At 61.3% G+C, this 19,381-nt stretch carries 21 protein-coding genes; 13 read left to right on the forward strand and 8 right to left on the reverse strand.

The features are described from left to right. The first annotated feature begins 95 nt into the window (after positions 1-95). Genes mtgA through ACZ1G0_RS01080 form a run of 4 tightly spaced genes read left to right on the forward strand, consistent with a single transcriptional unit; the run spans position 96 to position 3,323 of the window. The gene (gene mtgA / locus ACZ1G0_RS01065) at positions 96-752 is read left to right on the forward strand and encodes a monofunctional biosynthetic peptidoglycan transglycosylase (protein WP_472735246.1); all 657 of its coding nucleotides are present in this window, start codon (positions 96-98) and stop codon (positions 750-752) included. A 50-nt stretch (positions 753-802) separates the two neighbouring features. Beyond that, positions 803-1,468, forward strand: a complete 666-nt coding sequence (gene fzlA, locus ACZ1G0_RS01070; protein ID WP_472735247.1) for an FtsZ-binding protein FzlA — start codon at positions 803-805, stop codon at positions 1,466-1,468. Next, positions 1,468-2,490: a tRNA epoxyqueuosine(34) reductase QueG gene (gene queG / locus ACZ1G0_RS01075; RefSeq protein ID WP_472735248.1), complete on the forward strand. Its 1,023-nt coding sequence runs from the start codon at positions 1,468-1,470 to the stop codon at positions 2,488-2,490. Before fzlA ends, queG begins: the two co-directional genes overlap by 1 nt. After that, positions 2,487-3,323 (forward strand): SDR family oxidoreductase, encoded by an 837-nt coding sequence (locus ACZ1G0_RS01080; protein ID WP_472735249.1) that lies wholly within the window; start codon positions 2,487-2,489, stop codon positions 3,321-3,323. The genes queG and ACZ1G0_RS01080 overlap by 4 nt, the downstream gene beginning before the upstream one ends. On the opposite strand, the gene ACZ1G0_RS01085 is transcribed toward ACZ1G0_RS01080, so the two are convergent. Then, entirely contained in the window at positions 3,320-3,508 is a 189-nt protein-coding gene (locus ACZ1G0_RS01085) for a hypothetical protein (protein WP_472735250.1), read from the reverse strand. The genes ACZ1G0_RS01080 and ACZ1G0_RS01085 overlap by 4 nt on opposite strands. 194 nt (positions 3,509-3,702) lie before the next feature. Here ACZ1G0_RS01085 and ACZ1G0_RS01090 point away from each other — a divergent pair, with 194 nt between their 5' ends. Beyond that, positions 3,703-4,197, forward strand: coding sequence for a L,D-transpeptidase family protein (locus tag ACZ1G0_RS01090; protein WP_472735251.1), 495 nt, complete (start codon positions 3,703-3,705; stop codon positions 4,195-4,197). Here ACZ1G0_RS01090 and dalA read toward each other — a convergent pair. Further along, positions 4,194-4,778, reverse strand: coding sequence for a divisome-associated lipoprotein DalA (gene dalA / locus ACZ1G0_RS01095; RefSeq protein WP_472735252.1), 585 nt, complete (start codon positions 4,776-4,778; stop codon positions 4,194-4,196). The two genes, ACZ1G0_RS01090 and dalA, sit on opposite strands and share 4 nt — an antisense overlap. A 168-nt stretch (positions 4,779-4,946) precedes the next feature. Here dalA and ACZ1G0_RS01100 point away from each other — a divergent pair, with 168 nt between their 5' ends. From ACZ1G0_RS01100 to ACZ1G0_RS01110, 3 genes are all read left to right on the forward strand, one after another. Next, positions 4,947-5,534: a L,D-transpeptidase gene (locus ACZ1G0_RS01100; RefSeq protein WP_472735253.1), complete on the forward strand. Its 588-nt coding sequence runs from the start codon at positions 4,947-4,949 to the stop codon at positions 5,532-5,534. Between the two features lie 236 nt (positions 5,535-5,770). Beyond that, positions 5,771-5,950 carry a hypothetical protein gene (locus ACZ1G0_RS01105; RefSeq protein ID WP_472735254.1) on the forward strand — a complete coding sequence of 60 codons (180 nt, stop codon included), beginning with the start codon at positions 5,771-5,773 and terminating at the stop codon, positions 5,948-5,950. Between the two features lie 101 nt (positions 5,951-6,051). Next, a complete protein-coding gene (locus ACZ1G0_RS01110; protein WP_472735255.1) occupies positions 6,052-6,750 on the forward strand; it encodes a ceramidase domain-containing protein in 699 nt (232 codons plus the stop codon). Here ACZ1G0_RS01110 and ACZ1G0_RS01115 read toward each other — a convergent pair. The 3 genes from ACZ1G0_RS01115 to ACZ1G0_RS01125 form a co-directional block, all read right to left on the reverse strand. Then, on the reverse strand, positions 6,662-9,622 hold the full coding sequence (locus ACZ1G0_RS01115) for an error-prone DNA polymerase (protein WP_472735256.1): 2,961 nt from the start codon (positions 9,620-9,622) through the stop codon (positions 6,662-6,664). The genes ACZ1G0_RS01110 and ACZ1G0_RS01115 overlap by 89 nt on opposite strands. A 124-nt stretch (positions 9,623-9,746) precedes the next feature. Beyond that, the gene (gene rlmN / locus ACZ1G0_RS01120) at positions 9,747-10,922 is read right to left on the reverse strand and encodes a dual-specificity RNA methyltransferase RlmN (protein ID WP_472735257.1); all 1,176 of its coding nucleotides are present in this window, start codon (positions 10,920-10,922) and stop codon (positions 9,747-9,749) included. 76 nt (positions 10,923-10,998) lie between these two features. Continuing rightward, the gene (locus ACZ1G0_RS01125; RefSeq protein ID WP_472737750.1) at positions 10,999-11,526 is read right to left on the reverse strand and encodes an invasion associated locus B family protein; all 528 of its coding nucleotides are present in this window, start codon (positions 11,524-11,526) and stop codon (positions 10,999-11,001) included. Positions 11,527-11,661: 135 nt separating this feature from the next. Between ACZ1G0_RS01125 and ACZ1G0_RS01130 the strand changes: the two genes are divergently transcribed. Then, positions 11,662-12,687 (forward strand): asparaginase, encoded by a 1,026-nt coding sequence (locus ACZ1G0_RS01130; protein ID WP_472735258.1) that lies wholly within the window; start codon positions 11,662-11,664, stop codon positions 12,685-12,687. On the opposite strand, the gene ACZ1G0_RS01135 is transcribed toward ACZ1G0_RS01130, so the two are convergent. Together ACZ1G0_RS01135 and hspQ are read right to left on the reverse strand one after the other, a co-directional pair. Continuing rightward, positions 12,684-14,768, reverse strand: coding sequence for an ATP-binding protein (locus tag ACZ1G0_RS01135; protein ID WP_472735259.1), 2,085 nt, complete (start codon positions 14,766-14,768; stop codon positions 12,684-12,686). The two genes, ACZ1G0_RS01130 and ACZ1G0_RS01135, sit on opposite strands and share 4 nt — an antisense overlap. 80 nt (positions 14,769-14,848) lie before the next feature. After that, on the reverse strand, positions 14,849-15,175 hold the full coding sequence (gene hspQ, locus ACZ1G0_RS01140; protein ID WP_472735260.1) for a heat shock protein HspQ: 327 nt from the start codon (positions 15,173-15,175) through the stop codon (positions 14,849-14,851). Between the two features lie 81 nt (positions 15,176-15,256). On the opposite strand from hspQ, the gene ACZ1G0_RS01145 reads away from it, so the two are divergent. Continuing rightward, a complete protein-coding gene (locus ACZ1G0_RS01145) occupies positions 15,257-16,138 on the forward strand; it encodes an AEC family transporter (RefSeq protein ID WP_472735261.1) in 882 nt (293 codons plus the stop codon). Between the two features lie 65 nt (positions 16,139-16,203). Next, positions 16,204-16,788, forward strand: a complete 585-nt coding sequence (locus ACZ1G0_RS01150) for a transglycosylase SLT domain-containing protein (protein WP_472735262.1) — start codon at positions 16,204-16,206, stop codon at positions 16,786-16,788. Positions 16,789-16,936: 148 nt separating this feature from the next. Here the strand turns inward: ACZ1G0_RS01150 and ACZ1G0_RS01155 are convergent, their stop codons facing one another. After that, on the reverse strand, positions 16,937-17,353 hold the full coding sequence (locus ACZ1G0_RS01155; RefSeq protein WP_472735263.1) for a MerR family transcriptional regulator: 417 nt from the start codon (positions 17,351-17,353) through the stop codon (positions 16,937-16,939). Positions 17,354-17,425: 72 nt separating this feature from the next. Here ACZ1G0_RS01155 and ACZ1G0_RS01160 point away from each other — a divergent pair, with 72 nt between their 5' ends. Beyond that, positions 17,426-17,995: a methyltransferase family protein gene (locus ACZ1G0_RS01160; RefSeq protein WP_472735264.1), complete on the forward strand. Its 570-nt coding sequence runs from the start codon at positions 17,426-17,428 to the stop codon at positions 17,993-17,995. Between the two features lie 65 nt (positions 17,996-18,060). Continuing rightward, the gene (locus ACZ1G0_RS01165) at positions 18,061-19,242 is read left to right on the forward strand and encodes an MFS transporter (protein ID WP_472735265.1); all 1,182 of its coding nucleotides are present in this window, start codon (positions 18,061-18,063) and stop codon (positions 19,240-19,242) included. Positions 19,243-19,381 lie beyond the last annotated feature (139 nt).

A 19,381-nucleotide genomic window follows, 5' to 3' on the forward strand; every position in this document is an offset into this window, starting at 1 on the left:
GCTCGCTCGACCGGGGCCCCGGATAAATCCTGTGGGCCCCGGCGCTCCCTCTCCGGCGGACATGCCGTCCGGGTGCCTGTGGCGGAGGTTTCGAGATGATCAGATGGTTGCGCAAGTGGGTGATCCGGTTGGTCGTCGGCGTGGCCTTGGTCGTGGTGGCATGGGTCGGTCTGTACCGGTTCGTGAACCCGCCCATGACGGTGTTTATCTGGGAAGAGCGCGCGCGGCTGGGCGAGGTGCGGTGGGACTGGGTCCCGTTGCAGGACATCGCCCCCGTGATGCGCCGGTCCGTAGTGGCCGCCGAGGATGCGAATTTCTGCCTGCACTGGGGGTTTGACACCGCCGCCATTCGCGCCGCCATCACCGATGGGTCGGGCAGGGGGGCCAGCACGATCACCCAGCAAGTCGTCAAGAACGTGTTTCTGTGGCACGGGCGGTCGTGGGGCCGAAAGGCCCTTGAGGCGACCCTGACCCCGCTGGTCGAGGCGTTGTGGCCCAAGGCGCGCATCATCGAAGTGTATTTGAACGTGGCCGAGTTTGACGAGGGCGTGTTCGGCGTGGGGGCTGCGGGGCCTTGGTACTTTGGCGCCGCACCTGCGGATTTCACCCCCCAGCAGGCCGCGCAACTGGCCGCCGTTCTGCCCGCGCCCAAGGTGCGATCCGCCCGTGCCTCTGGCCCCCGTGCGCGCGCCATCGCCGATGGGGCCGCCACGATTGCCCGCGACAGCCGCAGCGCCTGTCTGGACGGTTGAAGCGGCGCGCCGGGCGGGGCACAAGGGGTAGACCCAACCCGGATGTTCACATGTTAGAGCTGTATCATTTCGCCCTGTCCCCCTTTTGCCGCAAGGTGCGCCTCGTGCTGGCCGAGAAGAAGCAAGAGGTGAAGCTGATCGACGAGCGGTACTGGGAAGCCAGCGCGGATTTCAAACGCCGCAACCCGGCGGCCAAGGTGCCAGTGCTGCGCATTGACGGAAAGTTCCTGAGCGATTCCGGCGCGATCTGCGAATACATCGAAGAAACGATGCCCCAGCCTGCCCTGATGCCCACCGACCCGATGGAGCGTGCAGAGGTGCGCCGTCTGGTGGCGTGGTTCGATGACAAGTTCCACCACGAGGTGACGGCGAACCTTGTGTACGAACGGGTGAACAAAAAGCTGACCCGGGGCGGCTATCCCGATGGCAAGAACGTCAAGGCCGGGGCCAAGGCGATCAAGTTCCATCTGGACTACATGGGCTGGCTGCTGGACCACCGGCGCTGGCTGGCGGGCAACCACATGACTATTGCGGACTTTGCCGCCGCGGCACACCTGTCCTGTCTGGACTATATCAGCGATGTGGATTGGAACCGGAACCAGTTGGTCAAGGATTGGTACGCAACGATGAAGTCGCGCCCTGCGTTTCGGTCGATCCTGGCGGATCAGATCCCGGGGTTCCTGCCGCCCAAGCAATACGCCAACCTCGACTTTTGATGGACCGCGCCCAGATCGAGGCGCGGGCACTGTCCGAGGGGTTTGCCAAGATGGGGGTCTGCGCCCCCGATGCGATTCCCGATGCGCCGGCGAGGTTGGCGGCGTTTGTGGATCAGGGCCGCCACGGGCAAATGGCGTGGATGGCGGACCGCATGGAATGGCGCGGCAACCCGGCGGCCCTGTGGCCCGAGGCGCGGTCGGTGATCATGTTGGCCGAACCCTATACCCCCGATCACGACCCGCTTGCGGTGCTGGACCGAAAGGACCGCGCCGCGATCAGTGTCTACGCGCAGCACAAAGACTATCACGACGTGGCCAAGAAACGCCTGAAACGCCTGGGCCGCTGGATGGTCGAACAGACGGGCTGTCAGATCAAGGTGTTCGTGGACACGGCCCCTGTGATGGAAAAGCCCTTGGCGCAAGCGGCTGGGCTGGGCTGGCAGGGCAAACACACCAACTTATTGGCGCGGGACCTGGGCAACTGGTTCTTTCTGGGGGCGATCTTCACCACCCTGGACCTGCCGCGCGACACCGCACAGACCGACAATTGCGGCACCTGCCGCGCCTGTCTGGATATCTGCCCGACGCAGGCCTTTCCGGCGCCGTTCCAACTGGATGCGCGGCGGTGCATTTCCTACCTGACGATTGAACACAAGGGCCCGGTAGAACCGGCGTTGCGCGCGCGCATGGGCAACCGGATCTACGGCTGCGACGATTGTCTGGCGGTGTGCCCGTGGAACAAGTTCGCGGTCGAGGCGTCAGAGGTCAAATACCATGCCCGCGACGACCTGCGCGCGCCCAAACTGGCGGAATTGGCTGCATTGGGGGATACTGAATTTCGTACGAAATTCAGTGGCAGCCCGATCAAACGGATTGGGCGGGACCGCTTTGTCCGCAACGTCTGTTATGCCATCGGGAACAGCGGCGATGCTGGGCTGCGGGCTGCGGTGCAACCCTTGTGCGATGACAGTGACCCGGTTGTGGCCGATGCGGCCCGCTGGGCGATGGAGAGATTGCGATGAACCTGCTGAGCTTTGGTCACGGATATAGCGCCCGGGCGTTGACCACCCTGCTGCTGCCCCAAGGTTGGACAGTGACCGGCACCACGCGCACGGCGGACAAGGCCGAGGTGCTGCGCGGTGAAGGGGTGACGCCGGTGATCTGGGGGGATCCGGTGCCGCTGGCCGAAGCGACCCATGTGTTGATCAGCGCGGGACCGGGGCCCGAGGGCGACCCAGTTCTAAACACCTACGATCTGGGCGATCTATCGGGCAAATGGGTGGGCTATTTGTCTACCACAGGCGTGTATGGCGACCATCAGGGAGGGTGGGTGGACGAGGACACGCCCCTGACCCCCAGCACGCGCCGTGGGCAAATGCGGGTCGAGGCCGAGGCCGCGTGGCAGGCCATTGCCCCCCACGTGCATATCTTCCGGCTGGCCGGGATTTATGGCCCCGGGCGGGGACCGTTTGCCAAGGTGCGGAATGGCACGGCGCGGCGCATCATCAAGCCCGGGCAGGTGTTCAGCCGCATCCATGTCGAGGATATCGCCCAAGTGCTGGCCGCCAGCATCGCGCGCCCGAACCCGGGCGCGGTGTATAATCTGTGCGACAACGATCCTGCCCCGCCCGAGGACGTGATCGCCTATGCCGCCGAACTGTTGGGCGTGCCTGTGCCCGAGGCCGTCGATTTCGAGACCGCCGATATGACCCCCATGGCCCGCAGCTTTTATGCCGAAAGCAAGAAGGTGCGGAACGACCGGATCAGGGAAGAGCTGGGCGTGCAGCTGCGCTACCCGGATTACCGGTCGGGCCTAGAGGCGCTGTTGGCCCAAGAGAGCCAGAACAGCGATTAGTTTGCGGCGGCACCGATGAACAGCAGGGCCAAGACGGGCACCAGCCAGCCGTTGCCAGCCGAAGAGGTCTGTTCTTCAATCACGACCGGGGTAATCGTGGGTTCGATAATCGGTTGATCCATGCCGCCAGAAAGGGCTGCGGTCGTGTACAGGGATAGGGCGGTGGCTAGTGCGATGCGTTTCATGTCTGCCTCATGGGTATGGCCCGTTGCGGGCCTTGTTTGGTCTTCTGATCGTGTTATTGCGTTGTTTACGATTGCGAAACAATCCGCTGCGGACGTTCTGGCGCGTCTGTTGTGCAGGTGCAGCAAGGGTCTAGGCTGGGCACCACATTATGGGCTATGCTTCCCCTAACCCACGAAATAGAGGTCGGCAGATTATGGCATTTTCAAGGCGATTGTTCCTGTTCGGCTTGGTCCCGGCCGCTTTGTCCGCCTGTTCGAAGTTCGCAAGCTATGACGGGCCGCAAGTGACTCGGATCGAGGTGCAGAAAGGCAATCGCAAGATGTACCTTTTGCACGGGGACACGGTCCTTGAGGCCTATGACATCCAGCTGGGGTTCACCGCCGCAGGACCCAAGCAGTTCGAGGGGGATGGCAAGACGCCCGAGGGGCGCTACTACATCGACCGGCGCAACCCGAATTCGGCGTTCTATCTGTCCATCGGGATCAATTATCCCAACGCCGCCGACCGCGCCTATGCGCGATCGCAGGGCAAAAGCCCTGGCGGCGATATCTTTATCCATGGTTGGGGCGACAAGCGGCGCAGCCGGTCAGAGGATTGGACCGCCGGCTGCATCGCCGTAAAGAACCGCGAGATGCGGCAGATCTATGCGATGGTCGAAAACGGAACCCCGATCGACATCTTTCCCTAGGCGCCTGACCCGTCGCTGATGGCGGTCTGATCCACGTCCGGGTTGTTGGCGGGGGCCACGCCTGCACGGGCCTTGGTGCCCATGTTCAGGGTCCACCAGATTTTGCCGTTGGGTTCCTGGAAGAAGCCAAAGCCCATGTCCCGCGCCTCTGGGTCGAGGATCACGTCTTTGGGCCCGGGCTCTTGCATCCATGCGGCGACGGTTTCCAGTTCGGACTCGTAGGTCTCTGACAGGGTTTCGCCCAGCAGGGTGCCCGGATACCCCACACGCCGCGCCCGGTCGATGGGGGACGACCCGTCAGAGCCGAAGTGCCAAGGCCGGTTTTGCACGGACATGTCCCGCGCGTGGGTGGCCGCTGCGGCGGTCAGTTGTGCATCAAGGGCCACAGGCGCGACACCGGCCCCTTGGCGCAGGGCGTTCACGGCATCCAGCACGCGGAACGGAATCCGATCCGCATCGCGGGACGAAATCCGGTAGAGTTTCGGCAAGGGCTTGCCATCGGGACCCAGCGTGGGGGGCGGCGCGGTACAGGCCGCCACGGCAGAGGATGCAAGCAAGGTCAGGACAAGGCGTCGGTTCATGAATTCTATTCCCACAAGGGTTTGTTTCGCCATTGGATACAGCGGAGCGTGGCGCGGATCAAACACTCGCCTGCAAATCTCTGCCAATCGGCCAAGTTTGATTTGCGATTGCGGCATCTGGGCCATAGGCGTGTTACAAATACATTGTTTTGTAAGAGGGATGCGTAGATGAACGATCTAGACCGTCGCCGTTTTCTGGCCGCTGGTGCGGCCTCTGTCTTGGCAACACCTGCCTTGGCCCAAGGGGTCGAAGTGCCTGATACCGTTGAGTTTGAGGCCGATATTTCGGCCTCCACACGCAGAAATACATCCAGCTTTCGGTCCCTGCGGTGGGAACCTTACTTCGACACTCTGAACAATGGTGCGATTCTGGTCGATATCACGTCGCGCGCGTTGCACTTTTGGGAACAGGATGGGACCTATCACCTGTACCCAAGCTCTGTCCCCCTGAGCGAAGAGCTGACCCGTCGCGGTCGTACGCGTGTCGTACGCATGGTCGAGGGTCCCAGCTGGCGTCCGACCCCGTCCATGAAAAAGCGTAACCCCGAGTGGCCCGATTTCATCGGCCCCGGTCCCGAGAACCCCTTGGGCACCCATGCGCTGTATCTGACGTGGACCTACTACCGGATCCACGGCACCCATGACACGCGCAAGATCGGACGGCGGTCGTCCAACGGCTGTATCGGCCTGTACAATGAGCATATCGCCGAGGTCTACGCGATGACCAAAAACGGCACTCAGGTTCTGGTGATCTAGGACCCTGTGCACAGAGCGGCCTTAGGGCCGCTTTTTCAACCTGTTACATCCTTGCCGCAGTCGCCAAAAACTATGTTGCTAATTTGACGACATTCTGGTTTTGCTAAGGTGACCTTTGTGTTCGTGGCGTTGCAGTCCCGTCGGATTGCTTCTTCAAACGAGCCACGAGGTACAGACTTGGGTGTCATGGGTGGGCAATGGTGCACCTCGCATGGCGTATCTTGAAGGAAAAAGACATGAAAAAAATCGCTCTCGCAGTCGCTTTCTCTGCAGTTGCAACCGCTAGCTTCGCTGGCAACCCTGCTCCCGTCGTTCTGGAGCCTGCAGTAATCGTTGAGGAAACATCTTCCTCCAACGGCGGCATCCTGGTGCCTCTGCTGGCCATCGTTCTGCTGGCAGCTGCAGCCGCTTCCTAAGCGCTGTTTACACGTTTTGAGAAAGGCGTCCTTCGGGGCGCCTTTTTCTTTTGGACCTTTGGTCGCCTTTAAGCCGCCCGTTGATGTGATAAAGCGCGTTTATGCACGGGCATCCTCACCATCTTGATCTGTATTGCGAACGCCTTGATCCCAGTTTCTGGGCCGAGCCTATCAACGCCCTCAGCAATCTTGCCTTTATTCTCGCCGGCCTTTGGGCATGGCGGGCGGGGCCGAATGGACCAATGGATCGCATTTTGATCCTCTGGGGCGCATCGGTCGGCGTCGGATCGTTTCTGTTTCATACCTTCGCCACCGCTTGGGCGGAATTGGCCGATGTCATCCCCATCTGGAGCTTTGTTGCCGCCTACGTTGTCACCGTCATCTGGCGCATGACGGGGGGCGAATTGGCCAAGACGGTACGGATCGTGGGCATCACCACGGTTTGCGTGGGTGGGTCCATGTGGTTCACCATCGGTGATGTGGCCACAGATGCCGGTGGGCCGGGGGCGTTCAATGGGTCCACGCAATACATCCCGGCCCTTCTGGCATTGGCATTTTTCACGCTTGCCACACAAGTGCGCCGCCATCCCGCACGGCATTTGGTACTGGCCGCGACCGCCTGTTTCTGCGCGTCTTTGGTGTTCCGCACCGTCGATCTGGACCTGTGCGAGGCGACATTTGGTCTGGGCACACACTTCCTATGGCATGTGTTCAATGGTGCGATGGTGGGTCTGTTGCTGATGGTCCTGATCCGTCACCTGCCCCCGCCGGGAACAGATGGGGCGACAGGATCGGCCTAAGCAGGGCCATGGGATGGGCGCGCAACGACAGACGGAGGGAGACGTAATCCTCCACCACTTCTTCGCCCAAGGTCATGGCGGGCAGGTTGGCCGGGTCCTCGTTGATCACCTCGCCGTCGATATCATGGGCGAACAGGGGCAGGGGCTGGGTTTTGAACAACGCCTTTGCCTCCCACAGGGCGTCGCGGCGGTTCAGCCCAATGGCGGCAAAGGCGTCCGCCTCGGCCAGGACGGTCAGCATCCGCGCCCCCAGACCCGCCCGCCGCCAGACATCCGCGACCGACCCGTATCCGTTGCCGCGCGCGGCGACCAACCAGCGGGCGTCGTCCTCCTTCATGCCCTTGATCATGCGGAACCCCAGACGCAGGGCCAGCCGCCCATGCATGTCCCGTTCCATGGTGCAGTCCCATGTGCTTTCGTTCACGCAGACGGGGCGGATTTCGACGCCGTGTTCGCGCGCATCGCGCACCAGTTGCGCAGGTGCATAGAACCCCATGGGTTGCGAGTTCAGCAGTGCGCAGCAATAGATGCCGGGATGGTGGCATTTCAGCCAAGCGCTGGCATAGACCAGCAGGGCAAAGCTGGCGGCATGACTTTCGGGAAAGCCGTAGGATCCGAACCCTTCGATCTGGCTAAAGCATTTTTCGGCAAAAGCGTCGTCATAGCCGTTGGCTTTCATCCCGCGCAGGAACCGTTCGCGCAGTTCGGACACATTGCCGTGTTTCTTGAAGGTGGCCAGTGCGCGGCGCAGGCGGTCGGCTTCCTCGGGGGTGAATCCCGCGCCGACGATGGCGATCTGCATGGCCTGTTCCTGAAACAGGGGCACGCCAAGGGTTTTGGACAGCACCTGGCCAAGCGCATCGGACGGGAAGCTGACCTCCTCCTCTCCGTTCCGGCGGCGGATATAGGGGTGGACCATGTCCCCCTGGATCGGGCCGGGGCGAACGATGGCCACCTCGATCACCAGATCGTAGAAACACCGGGGCCGCATCCGGGGCAGGAAGTTCAACTGCGCCCGGCTTTCCACTTGAAAGACCCCGATGGCATCGGCGCGGCACAGCATGTCATAGACCTGTGGGTCCTCGGCAGGCAGGCTGGCCAGATCGTAGTCAATCTGGTGGTGCATTTGCAGCATCTCGAAGGACCGGCGGATGGCCGACAGCATCCCAAGGGCAAGGATATCGACCTTGAGAATACCAAGCGCGTCGATATCGTCCTTGTCCCAACAGATGACCGTGCGATCCGCCATACTGGCGTTCTCGATGGGCACAAGTTCGTCCAGCCGCCCCTCGGTGATCACAAACCCGCCCACGTGTTGGGACAGGTGCCGGGGATAGCCTTGGATCTGCATGATCAGATGCAGGGTCTGGATCAGGGTGCGGTCATTGGGGTCGAGCCCGATCTCGCGCAGGCGTTCGGGCTCCAACCCGTTGGTGGACCAGAATCCCCAAATCTGGCTGGACAGGGCGGAAATCACATCTTCTGACAGGCCCATGACCTTGCCCACCTCGCGCACGGCCCGCTTGCCGCGATAGTGGATCACGGTGGCGCAAAGGCCCGCGCGATGACGACCGTAGCGTTCGTAGATGTGCTGGATCACCTCCTCGCGGCGGTCGTGTTCGAAATCCACGTCGATGTCGGGGGGTTCGTTCCGCGCCTCCGAGACAAAGCGTTCGAACACCATCGTCCCGATTTCAGGCGAGACAGAGGTCACCCCAAGGGCATAACACGTAATCGAATTGGCCGCCGATCCCCGCCCCTGACACAGAATGTCGTTCTTGCGGGCGAAATCCACGATGTCGTGGACGGTCAGGAAGTAGGGGGCAAAGCCCAACTTGCCGATCAGGGTCAGCTCATGCGCCAACTGTTGCGCGGCCTTATCGGGGATGCCACGGGGATAACGCCAGCGCATCCCGTCCCGGGCCAGCCGCGCCAACCGTTCATCAGCGGTCTCGCGCCCCACCAATTCCGATGGGTATTCATAGCGCAACTCGTCCAGGGAAAAGGTGCATCGGGCCAAGATGGCTTGGGTCTGCGCGATCGCTTGAGGATGGCCCTTGAATATCTTGGCAATCTCGCGCGGGCCGCGCAGACGCTGCTCCGCATTGGCCAAGGCATCGGCCCCCATATCAGCCACCCGTTGCCCCGTCCGAATGGCTGTCATGACATCGGCCAAACGCCGCTGCGCGGCCCGGTGCATCATGGGCGCGGCAGAGGCGACGGTGGGAATACCGTGCCGTTTCGCCATCGCGGCCAAACCCTGAAACCGGTTCTTGTCTTGCCCATCGTAAACAGGGGCCATCACCAAGGACACCTGCCCGGGAAAGCGGCGCGTCAAGCGGTGCAAGTCTTGCCACGTCTCGCCCGCGCCGCTTTGCCAATGATGCGCTTGTGGCACGACCAACAGTTGCAACGCCTCGCCCAACTCCATCAGGTCGTCCAGCGTCAGATGGCACTCTCCCTTCGGCGCGCGTAGCCGTCCTCGGGATAAGAGTGCCGTCAATCGCCCCCAAGCCGTCCGATCCTGCGGCAGGGCCACAACTTCGAACCCGCACACCAGAACCAGACGTGTCGCAGGCACCAACCGTGGCACGCAGTCCACCACAACCGTTTCCGGATCAACAGGTGCACCTTTAGGCCGCGGCGGCCCAACGGGTCCGTCCACCGACAGCGCCTCTGCCCGTCCCTTCACTTGCCGTGCCACTTCGCGACAGGCCACGTGGGCCCGTACAATCCCAGCGACGGAGTTCACATCCGCAATGGCAAAGGCCTCCATCCCCAGTTCCGCCGCCCGAAAAGCGTAGTCCTCGGGGTGTGACGCACCGGTCAGAAACGTGAAGTTGGAGGTGATACAAAGCTCTGCGAATCCCATCACCAGCCATGATATTCACCTTTTGTTCTTTTCGCGAGTCCTTGCTTCATCGGGTTAAAAATACTCCCGGGGGTCTGGGGGCAGCGCCCCCAGCGTGGCGACCGCGTCAGCGGGCGCAAAACCTTTAGCGTGTTTCCGCCTCGATCTGCGCGCGGGATTTCCGTGCCCGTTCCGTCGCAGATTTCAACTGCCCACACGCTGCCATGATGTCTTCGCCCCGTGGGGTCCGGATCGGCGTCGCATAGCCCGCCTGATAGATCACATTGGCAAAGGCGTGGATGCGGTTGTTGGACGACCGTTTGTAGGGCGCGCCAGGCCATTCGTTGAACGGGATCAGGTTTATCTTGGCCGGGATGCCTTTGATCAGCTCCACCAGACGGTGTGCGTCTTCAAGGCTGTCATTCACCCCTTCCAACATCACGTATTCAAAGGTGATCCGTTCTGAATTGGACAGCCGGGGATAGGCGCGCAGGGACTCCAACAGGGCCTCGATGTTCCAGCGCTTGTTGATCGGCACCAGCTTGTCACGCACCTCGTCCGTGGTGGCGTGAAAGGACACGGCCAAAAGACACCCTATCTCCTCAGCGGTGCGCGCGATCTCGGGCACCACACCGGACGTGGACAGTGTGATCCGGCGGCGCGACAGGGCGATCCCCTCGCCATCCATCGTGATTTTCATCGCATCCCGGACATTTTCGAAATTATACAGCGGCTCACCCATGCCCATCAGAACGATGTTCGACAGCAGACGCGTCTCATCCTTGGGCGCTCGGCCCAGCTCTGGCCATTCGCCCAGATCATCGCGGGCGATCAGGATTTGACCTACGATCTCGGCGGCGGTCAGGTTGCGCACCAGCTTTTGTGTCCCGGTATGACAGAACGAACACGTCAGGGTGCAGCCCACTTGGCTAGAGATGCACAGGGTCCCGCGACCCTCTTCGGGAATGTAGACCGTCTCGACCTCATGCCCGCCAGCGATCCGGACAAGATACTTGCGGGTGCCATCTTCGGAGACTTGACGCGATACGACTTCCGGCACGGCAATCACGAAATGCTCGGCCAATTGCGCACGGTATGCCTTGGCCAAGTTCGACATCAGGTCGAAGTCGCGCACGCCTTTGGCGTACAGCCACTGCCACACCTGACCCACGCGCATTTTGACCTGTTTGGGCGGCGTGCCCATGGCCTCTAGCGCTTCGGCCAGCTGCGGGCGGGTCAGGCCGATCAGGTTCGGCTTTCCCTCCGGCGCTTTGCGCGGAAGGGTCATAACGTCCTGCGTGATGGGCGCGCTTACAGTCATGCGGGCACTCCAAAGGGGCTCAAGGTGTCGATTGAGCCCCTCCTATAGGTCGATTCATCGATTTTGCCCAGAGGGCTTAGGAACAGCGGCGTTCCGCATCGTCGTGCGAGGCCGTGAAGCCCAGCAAGCTGAACGTATCCCGCGTCGTCGTCCCGCGCGAGGACACACCCGTGACCACCGCTTCGGCCCCGCGTTTCATTGCCGCCACGATCCGGGCGTCATCTTCGGGCGAGGCGGACCAGGCCAACTCGCCGTCGGTGATCAACTCGAAGCTTGAGCTGCCGATTTGCAAGGAAACGGTCGAGTTTGGACGGAACGGATAGCCACCCGTGAAACTGACCTCGCCCTTCTTCTGGCTTTCGGGCCAGAACGACACGAACAGGCGGATATCACCGCGACGGGCCGCAACCACGTTGCCCCCGCGCGTGTTCACGCTTTCCTTTTCCTTGGACACGATCCAGCACTGGGTCGGATTGTCTTCGACAAAGACGGACCAATCCGTGTTGGAATTCACACGGTTCGTGCTGGTTTGTTGCGCATATGCGCTCGACGCCATTGCCAACAATGCAATGGTGGCGACGGTTTGGGTCACCCACGAATTCATCTGTATCACAGCCTCCGCTGTATTTGCCTCGGATGCCGCGCGCGACCTGCGTTTCCAGGTTTCAAAGAACACGCGGCGGTGTTTCAATTACTGCATAGCAATGATAGCGCGAAAAAGCTGCTTTGGGAAAGCCCCATGGCAGAAAATCGCCAATGGGAGTGTGAGTTTATGGGTGCAGAGAAGCTGGTGACCCTGTTTCGAGGCGACATCGAGGAATCGAGCCACCTTGGCCACGCCGTGATTTGTGACGGCAAGGGCGAGGTGATCGAGGCTTGGGGCGACCCGGAGGCGCTGATTTTCCCACGCTCATCCTGCAAGATGGTGCAGGCGTTGCCCCTGATCGAAAGCGGTGCCGCGGATGCCTTCGGTCTGACACCCGCGCAACTGGCGCTGTCCTGTGCCTCTCACAATGGCGCGGCGATCCATACGGACAGGGTGGGCGCGTGGCTGGCGGGTCTTGGGTTGAGTGATGATGACTTTCGCTGTGGCCCGCAGGTGCCCGACGATGTGCCTGCCGCCCATGGGTTGGTGCGCGCCGGTGAGACGCCTTGCCAGATCCACAACAATTGTTCCGGCAAACACGCCGGGTTCTTGACCCTGAACCAGCATCTGGGTGGAGGGACGGAATACGTTGATCCCGATCACCCTGTGCAGCAGGCGGTTTTCGCGGCGTTCGAAGAGGTGACGGGTGAAAACAGCCCGGGGTTTGGGATCGATGGGTGCTCTGCCCCGAACCAAGCGGTGTCCCTTCATGGCCTTGGACGCGCAATGGGGGCCTTTGCCGCCGCGCGCGAAGATGGGGACCGGCGCGCGCAGGCCATGGTTCGGTTGCGCCAAGCCATGGCCGCCCATCCGGACTTGGTCGCAGGCGAGGGGCGGGCCTGTACCGCGCTGATGCGCGCTGCCCCGGGTGTGGCCGTCAAAACCGGGGCAGAGGCTGTGTTCGTTGCGATCCTTCCCGAACAGGACCGAGGCATCGCCGTTAAGATCGTGGACGGTGCAACTCGCGCGTCCGAGGCTGTGATTGCAGCGTTGTTGGTCCGCCTAGGCGTTTTGGACGCAGCGGACCCCGTTGCCCGGCGTTACACCCACGGGCCCCTGACCAATCGCCGCGACTTGACGGTGGGGCATATGCAGGTGGCCCCGTCGCTGCTGGCCTAGTCGTCCCCTTCCAAGCGCATGCTCTCGGGGCACATCGCATCGAGGGCTGCGCGCAATTCCGCCTTTTTCAGGGGTTTGGTCATATAGCTGTCAATGCCGGACTGTAGAATTTGCGCATCATCCCCGTCCATTGCATGGGCGGTCATCGCCATGATGGGCGTGTGCGGCAGGCCCAGTTCTGCTTCGATCTGGCGGATGGCGCGACTGGCCTCCATCCCGTCCATCTCTGGCATAGAGATATCGGTGCAAATCACATGGGGACGGAGGGTCTGAAACGCCTCCACCGCCTGTGCTCCGTTCTCGACGATGGTCAGATCAATGTTGAGGCCCTTGAGCATTTTCCGAAAGACCAACTGATTGGTCTTGTTGTCCTCTGCTGCAAGCAGACGGATTTTTGTATCTGGCTTGCGTGCTTCAACAATCTCCTCCGCCAAGTCGCCCAACGTCTTTCGTAGGGCGTGTGTCGAGAATAACGGCGGAAGGATCGGGATGCCTTGGCCTTTCAAGGGCGGGGGCAATTGGCTGGAATGGCCCACGAATAGCATAGCTGCATCCGTTTGTGGTATGACGCCGGCCTCTTTGCCTACGATCAAAATCTGGGCGGCCTCTGGTTCGACACATTCCAAGCCAAGTCCTTGTGCGTGCGCTTTCAGAATTGGATATTGTTCTTGGGGAAGGCCAATGGATGAGATGCGACAGCCGGAAAGGGCGATTGTGTCGGGTTTGTCCTCTGCGTGATCAATGCCAAGTGGCAGCGTGACCGAAAACGTCGTGCCGGTGCCTTCGACGCTCGACAAATTCAATGTCCCGCCCATGCGTTCGGCCAGTCCTTTCGTGATGGCCAAGCCCAGACCCGTACCTTCAAACTTGCGGTTTTTCTCGTCTTCCACCTGACTGAATTCTTCGAAAATCGTGGCCTGCATGTCCGGCGCAATACCGATTCCGGTATCTTTGACGTGAATGGATACCAAACGCCGTCCTTCTGCATCGTGACCGCCCATTTCGACTGACAATGTTACGTGCCCCGCCTGCGTGAATTTCACAGCGTTGCCTACAAGGTTGGTCAGGATCTGACGCAATCGCCCGCGATCTGCGACAAAGCCCGTTGGCGCGCACATCGGGTAGTGGAACAAAAAATCCAGCCCCTTTTCCTCGGCCGCTGGTTCGGACAGGCGCATCACCTCTAGCATCAAATCCTCTAGGTGCAGCGGTTCGGAGCGGAAGTTGATTTTCTCCGCCTCCATCTTCGAAAATTCGAGGATGTCGTTGATAATCACCAGTAGGGATTCGCCCGAGGACCGAATCGTTTCCGCATAAAGGCGCGCCTCTTCATCCAGATCAAAATCCATCAGCAGATCGGCCATGCCCACAACGCCGTTCATGGGGGTCCTGATTTCGTGGGACATCTTGGCGAGGAAGGCGGACTTGGCCTTGTTGGCGGCCTCGGCGGCATCGCGCGCCTCGGTCAGCTGCGCCTCACGTTCCATGGTGCGCGTGATATCTGTGACCATGCTGACCATGTCGCCATCGTCGGACAGCTGATCCTTCAGCCGCATGAACCGCCCGTCAAATAGGCGAATGGTCATGTCGGGTATGAGGTCCTGTTCCCACCGCTGGATCATCGTGTCGATCCAATCCTCTGAGTCCGTTTCGCCGATATCAACGATGCCTTCGTCCACCATAATTTGCAGGATCAGGTCGTAGGGCGCGCCCAGGCCAACTTCTTCGTAATCGCGGAAGAATTGCATGTAGTGGCGGTTGGCCGCTACCAAGCACCAGTTTTTGTCGAACAAAGCAAATCCGTCGTCGATGGATTCCAGCGAATCCCACAACCGGCGTTCCGCCCGTTCGGCCTGTGCTGTGGCGATGTTGAGGTCCGCCAAAGCCTGTTGATTTTGTCCGGCAAGCTGTTGGTTTTCCTGCTGTTGCAGAGACACCGTATCCGTCAGCTTGTCCGCATGGGTCGCAAGCTGGCGATTGGCGTCGTACAATTCGTCAGACTTTTGGGCCAGCAGACGCTCTGCTGCCAAACGCTTGCGCCGTTCGCGCGCAAGCCTGTCATCTTGGGCCGGGTGGGACATGGATACTCTCGGACTATTGCGCTACCAGATGCGCAGATAACCGTGAATCCAAGTTTAATGCCGTGCAGATTCCTGCGCGATCAGTTCAGATCAAAATGCAGCGGGTATTTGCCCCCGTCCCATGCACCGAACAAATCAGGGATGTCGGGATGGGTCACAGGTTCGCCGGTGGGATCAATCACAAGGTTCTGCTCTGACACATAAGCCACGTAATAGCTTTCCTCGTTTTCGGCCAGCAGGTGGTAGAACGGCTGATCCTTGCGGGGGCGGGCGTGTTCCGGGATCGCATCGTACCATTCTTCGGTATTATTGAAGACAGCATCAATGTCGAACACCACCCCGCGAAAGGGGTGCTTTTTGTGGCGCACGACTTGACCGAGCGTAAATTTAGCTTGGGTTTTCAGCATTGCGCCTCTCCTTGACATCTTCCTAGCCGCCTGCGACGCCGCTTGTCTAGAAGCGCTGCCTTAAATGGTCGGAAACAGATTGTGAACCTTGTCCTTACAGTCCTCGAAATCACCGCGCCGGTGTTCCTTTTGGCGGGGGTGGGGTTTGCATGGGTGAAGGCTGGGTTCGATTACCCGGTCGAATTTGTGACCCGCCTCGCCATGACCCTTGCGATCCCCTGCCTGATCTTTGTGGCACTGATGACCACGGACATTGATCCAGGTGCATTGTCGTCGGTCGCGCTGGCGTCCGTGGTGGCCTACCTTGCGCTGAGTCTTGTGGCGTGGGTCGTGGTCAAGGCCTTGCGGCTGGACCTGCGCACCTTCATGGGGCCGCTGATCTTTGGCAACACCGGCAACCTTGGCCTGCCTGTGGCGTTGTTTGCCTTTGGAGATCTGGGGCTAGGGTTCGCGGTGGTGGTGTTCGCGGTCTCGGCCATCTTTGTGTTTACGTTGGGCGTCTGGCTGGTGGCGGGCGAGGGGGCGTGGGGCAAGGTGCTGCGCGAACCCATGGTGCCCGCGACCCTGCTGGGCGCGTTGTTCCTGTGGCAGGGGTGGCAGACGCCGACGTTCCTGACAAATGCCTTGGGCCTGATCGGGGACATGGGGATCCCCCTGATGCTGATCACACTGGGCGTGGCTGTGGCCCGCCTGACCCCCGGCGACGTAACCCGAGCCATCTGGCTGTCAGCCCTGAAAGTCGTTGTTTGCGCGGGACTGGCCTATGGCATCGGTACGTGGTTTGGCCTGCCGCCCGTGCCCCTTGCCGTGCTGGTGGTGCAGCTGTCGACGCCTGTGGCAGTGACGTCTTTCCTGCTGGCGGAAAAGTACGGCGCGGACAGTGACGCGGTGGCGGGGCTGGTCGTGATTTCGACCCTGATGTCCATTGGCACCATCCCGCTGACACTGGCCTTCTTCGTCTGACCGTTTTCAAGGGCGCGCCAATGCGCTATGATACCGCCAATAATGAACCCCGAGCAGGTCACCACATGAAACGTTTCTTTATGCTAGCCGCCGTGCTGGTTTTGTCCGCATGCAGCGGCGGTCCCGGCAAGGCCCCCAGGAACCTCGACAACGCCTGTTCCATCCTTGAACAGCGCCCCGGATACCTGCGCGCCTTCAAAGCCGCCGAGCGGAAATGGGGCGTTCCGGTCCATGTCCAAATGGCCTCTATGTATCAGGAAAGTAAATTTATTTCTGACGCGCGCACCCCGTTCCGCTACACCCTTGGCGTGATCCCTACAGGCCGTCAATCCAGCGCATTCGGCTATTCCCAAGCCCTTGATGGCACGTGGGAGGAATATAAGCGCGACCAAGGCAAACGCAGCGCCCGCCGGGACCGGATCAAGGATGCGACCGACTTTATGGGTTGGTATAAATACCAAACATTCCAAGATCTTGGCATTCCACTGGACGACGCACGCAACCAATACCTTGCCTACCACGACGGGCGCACGGGATACCGACGCGGCACGTGGAAGCGTAAGCCGTGGCTGATCCGCGTTGCAGGTGAAATCGCTGCCCGCGCGGATCGGTATGAACAGCAGTTGGCCACCTGCCGCGTCCGCCGTTGACCACTTCCCGGGGTGTCCAAAACCGCAACAGTCGGTGTGCACCCCGTACATACACGGCCACACTCTTAGCGCTGGGCCGTCAACCTTTGCGGGACATCGCAGCCCTCGAGACGTCCATCACCCGGCTCGCTCAGACGACGACCTGTCGTCAGTGATCCCCTTCGCACATCCCATGATCCGCCAAAGCCGCCAGCAGCGAACAGGCATCAGACGAGCGATCGCCGTCACAGGTCTGCGATATGCGCGCCAATTCGTGCTCCAGCGCCCGCAGTTTGGCGATCTTGTGGCGTACGTCTTGCAACTGGTCGCGCGCGATATCGGTCGCCTTACGGCAAGATCGGTCGGGCGTATTTTGCAGGTCAATCAGCGCGCTAATGGAGGACAGGGCAAAGCCCAGGTCTCGGGCATGGCGCACGAACAACAGGCGTTGCAACCCATCTGGCCCATACCTGCGCTGGTTGCCAGCCGTGCGTTCGGCGGCGGGCAGTAGGCCAGCGTTTTCATAATAGCGGATCGTCGCAACCTTGACCCCAGTGCGCCGGGACAGCTGACCGATAGAAAGCATAGAAACCTCTTGAACCTCTAGTGACTAGAGGTCTTACACAAGGTGCATCGTGATACAAAGAAAGGTTTTCCGATGTTCGAGATGTTGCAGGCCCATGGGCAGACCCTGTTTTGGATTGGCATGTTGATCGCTGCGGGCACCCTTGGGGCCATTGTTTGGTCCATCGCTGTGCCCGCCCGCCGCTTGTGGCCCCCGAAACGCTATACCCGGCTGACACCCTTTATGGTTTGGGTGCCGACGTTTGCGCTGTTCGGGGTGTTGCTTGTGCTGGGGATCGTGGGATGGGGCGCGATGGATTGGCCCGGCGCGGTCCGTTACACGCTTGGTCCTGTGTTGCTTGTCCTTGGCCATCTCGCGGTCTGGACAGAGGTTGCGCGGTTCGGTGTGCCACAAACGGGGGGTGCCGTGGGTCTGTTGCGGGTGCAGGGTCTGTACCGCTATTCGCGCAACCCGCAGTATGTTGCAGACACCATGATCGTGCTGGGGTGGATCGTTCTGTGTGCTACGCCTTTGGTTGTGGTGTTGGGTGCGACCTCGATCCTTGTTCTGATCGCCGCCCCCTTCGCGGAGGAGCCTTGGATGGCTGACACCTATGGCACGCCCTACCTTGCCTACCGGTCCAAGGTCCGCCGATTTTTCTAGCCTGATGTGGGTGGGGGCGGCTGTCGGGCTACGTTTTGCCAAGCATCCCATCCCACAGGTCGCCCATGTCTGCCCTATCCCTTTTGACCAATCGTAACTTCGCCAGTCTTCTGGCGGCCAACACCATATTGGGCGCGGCGTTTCCGGTGCAGCTGATTTTGGGTGGCTTGGCGGGGTTGGCGCTGGCACCTGATCCCGCGTGGGCGACCGGGCCATCCTCGGTGCAGACTTTGGCGGGCCTTGTGGCCGCTGCGCCGTTCTCCCTTTTGATGGGGCGGATCGGGCGGGCGGCGGGGTTTGCCCTTGGGGGGCTTTTGACGATCCTGGGCGCGGTTCTGGCCGTTCAAGCCGTCTTGACCCAGAATTTCACCCTTCTGTGCGCGGCGCATTTCCTGATGGGCGCGGGCTGGGCGGGGTTCCAGTACTTCCGATTCGCCGCTGGTGAAGTCGTCGCCCCCGCCTTGCGCCCGGTGGCCATCTCCCTGATGCTCAGTTCCCTGTTGGTCGCCGCCTTGCTGGGTCCGCAGATCTTTATCTGGACCAAGGACGCGCTGGACCCCGTTGCCTTTGCCGGGGCTTATGGCGCCGTCGCAGTGATCGCCACGCTGGGGGTGCTGCCCCTGGCCCTGACCCGCATCCCCCAGCCCAGACGCGCGCCCCGGGACCCCAGCATCAGCCGCTTGGCCGCTCTGCGCCGCGCCCAGGTGCGCCGGGCCGTGGGTGTGGCGGCGGTGGCCCAAGGGGTGATGGTGTTCCTGATGATCCCCACGCCCATCGCCATGATCGGTTTTGGGTTCACCGAGACCACGGCCAGCGACGTCGTTCGCTGGCACATCGTGGCCATGTTCGCGCCCAGCTTTTTCACGGGCTTCCTGATTCAACGGTTCGGGGCGCAAACGATCGCATATGTGGGCCTGTCCCTGATCGTGCTGGCCGCCTTGGGCGCGGCGACGGGCCTATCTGCGCTGCATTTCTACGGCGCGCTGATCGTGCTGGGCCTAGGCTGGAATTTCGGGTTCATCGGCGGCACCACCATGCTGGAGGCGGGGGTGTCGGACAAAGAAAAATCCGCCGTGCAAGGGGCCAACGACACGATTATCGCGCTGGTCTCGACGGTGGCCGCCTTTGCTGCGGGGTCCGTGGTCTCGGGCTTTGGCTGGGCGGTGCTGACGCTGATCTCGGCGGGGATGGTGGCCACGGCGCTGGCGGTCCTTTTGGCCGGGCGGCGCGGGCCTTTCCGGGGGTAGCCTCGCTTCATTGGGTCAAAAATACCCAAAAAAACCCCCACCGGACTTGGGCAGTCGGCGGGGGTGAAGTGGCGCGTGTCCCAAAGATCGGGCGACACGCGCTGGCGGTAAACTTTTTTGACTTTGTTGGAGCGGGTGT

This window comes from Thalassobacter sp. HA4-2 (assembly GCF_055693705.1).